Annotated in this window: 1 protein-coding gene; it reads left to right on the top strand. The window is 73.6% G+C overall.

Annotated features, from left to right (window positions below; genetic code table 11):
• On the top strand, positions 1–1,263 hold a 1,263-nt coding region (priA, locus tag P409_RS34650), incomplete at both ends, for a replication restart helicase PriA (protein ID WP_034849473.1).

Genomic DNA, 1,263 nt, shown 5'->3' with positions numbered 1-1,263 from the left:
AGGCCGGCTGCGGCGCCGCCGTGATCAAGGGCATGGCCGAGGCCGGGCTCCTGGAGACCGTGCTGCTGCCCGGCTTCGAGCCGGTGCCGCAGCCGGACCTGTCCCGCCCGCGCGCGGTGCTGGGCGAGACCCAGCGCGAGGCGGCGGACCGGCTGATCGACGCGGTGGCCGACGGCACCTACTCGACCACGCTGCTCGACGGCGTCACCGGCTCGGGCAAGACCGAGGTGTATTTCGAGGCGGTGGCGGCGGCGCTGGCGGCCGGCAAGCAGGTGATGGTGCTGCTGCCGGAGATCGCGCTGTCGGCGCATTGGCTCGACCGCTTCGCCGCCCGTTTCGGCGTGCGCCCGACCGAATGGCATTCCGAGCTCAGCTCGACCCAGCGCCGGCGCAACTGGCGGGCGGTGGCCTTCGGCGAGGCGCGCGTCGTGGTCGGCGCCCGCTCGGCCCTGTTCCTGCCCTATCCCGATCTCGGCCTGATCGTGGTCGACGAGGAGCATGAAAGCGCCTTCAAGCAGGAGGACGGCGTCGTCTACCAGGCCCGGGATATGGCGGTGCTGCGCGGCCATCTCGGCGGCTTCCCGGTGGTGCTGGCCTCGGCCACCCCGTCGCTGGAGACGCTGGCCAATGTCGAGGCCGGGCGCTACGGCGCGCTGGAGCTGCCGTCGCGGCACGGCACGGCGCGGCTGCCCTCGGTGACGGCGATCGACATGCGCCGCGAATCGCCGCCGCGCGGCCGCTTCCTGTCGCCGACCCTGCGCGAGGCGGTGGTGGAGACGCTGCAGGCGGGGGAGCAGGCGATGCTGTTCCTCAACCGCCGCGGCTACGCGCCCCTGACCCTGTGCCGGCATTGCGGCCACCGCCTGGAATGCCCGCACTGCACCGCCTGGCTGGTCGAGCACCGCCTGGCCGGGCGCCTCGAATGCCACCATTGCGGCCACCGGGCGCCGCTGCCCAAGGCCTGCCCGTCCTGCCAGGCCGAGGGCAGCTTCGCCGCCTGCGGCCCGGGGGTGGAACGGATCGCCGAGGAGGTCGATGCGACCTTGCCGGAGGCGCGCTGGCAGATCGTCGCGTCCGACACCTTCTCGGGCCCTCAGGCGATCGCCGACCTGACCGCGGATCTCGCCAGCGGCGCCGTCAATCTGCTGATCGGCACCCAGATCCTGGCCAAGGGCCACCATTTCCCCGGCCTGACCCTGGTCGGGGTGGTCGATGCCGATCTCGGCCTCGCCGGCGGCGACCTGCGGGCGGCGGAGCGGACCT

Source organism: Inquilinus limosus MP06 (assembly GCF_000767795.1).
GTDB lineage: Bacteria > Pseudomonadota > Alphaproteobacteria > DSM-16000 > Inquilinaceae > Inquilinus > Inquilinus limosus_E.
The sequence above is the reverse complement of the archived record's forward strand: the minus strand, read 5'-3'. Positions and strand labels throughout refer to the sequence as shown.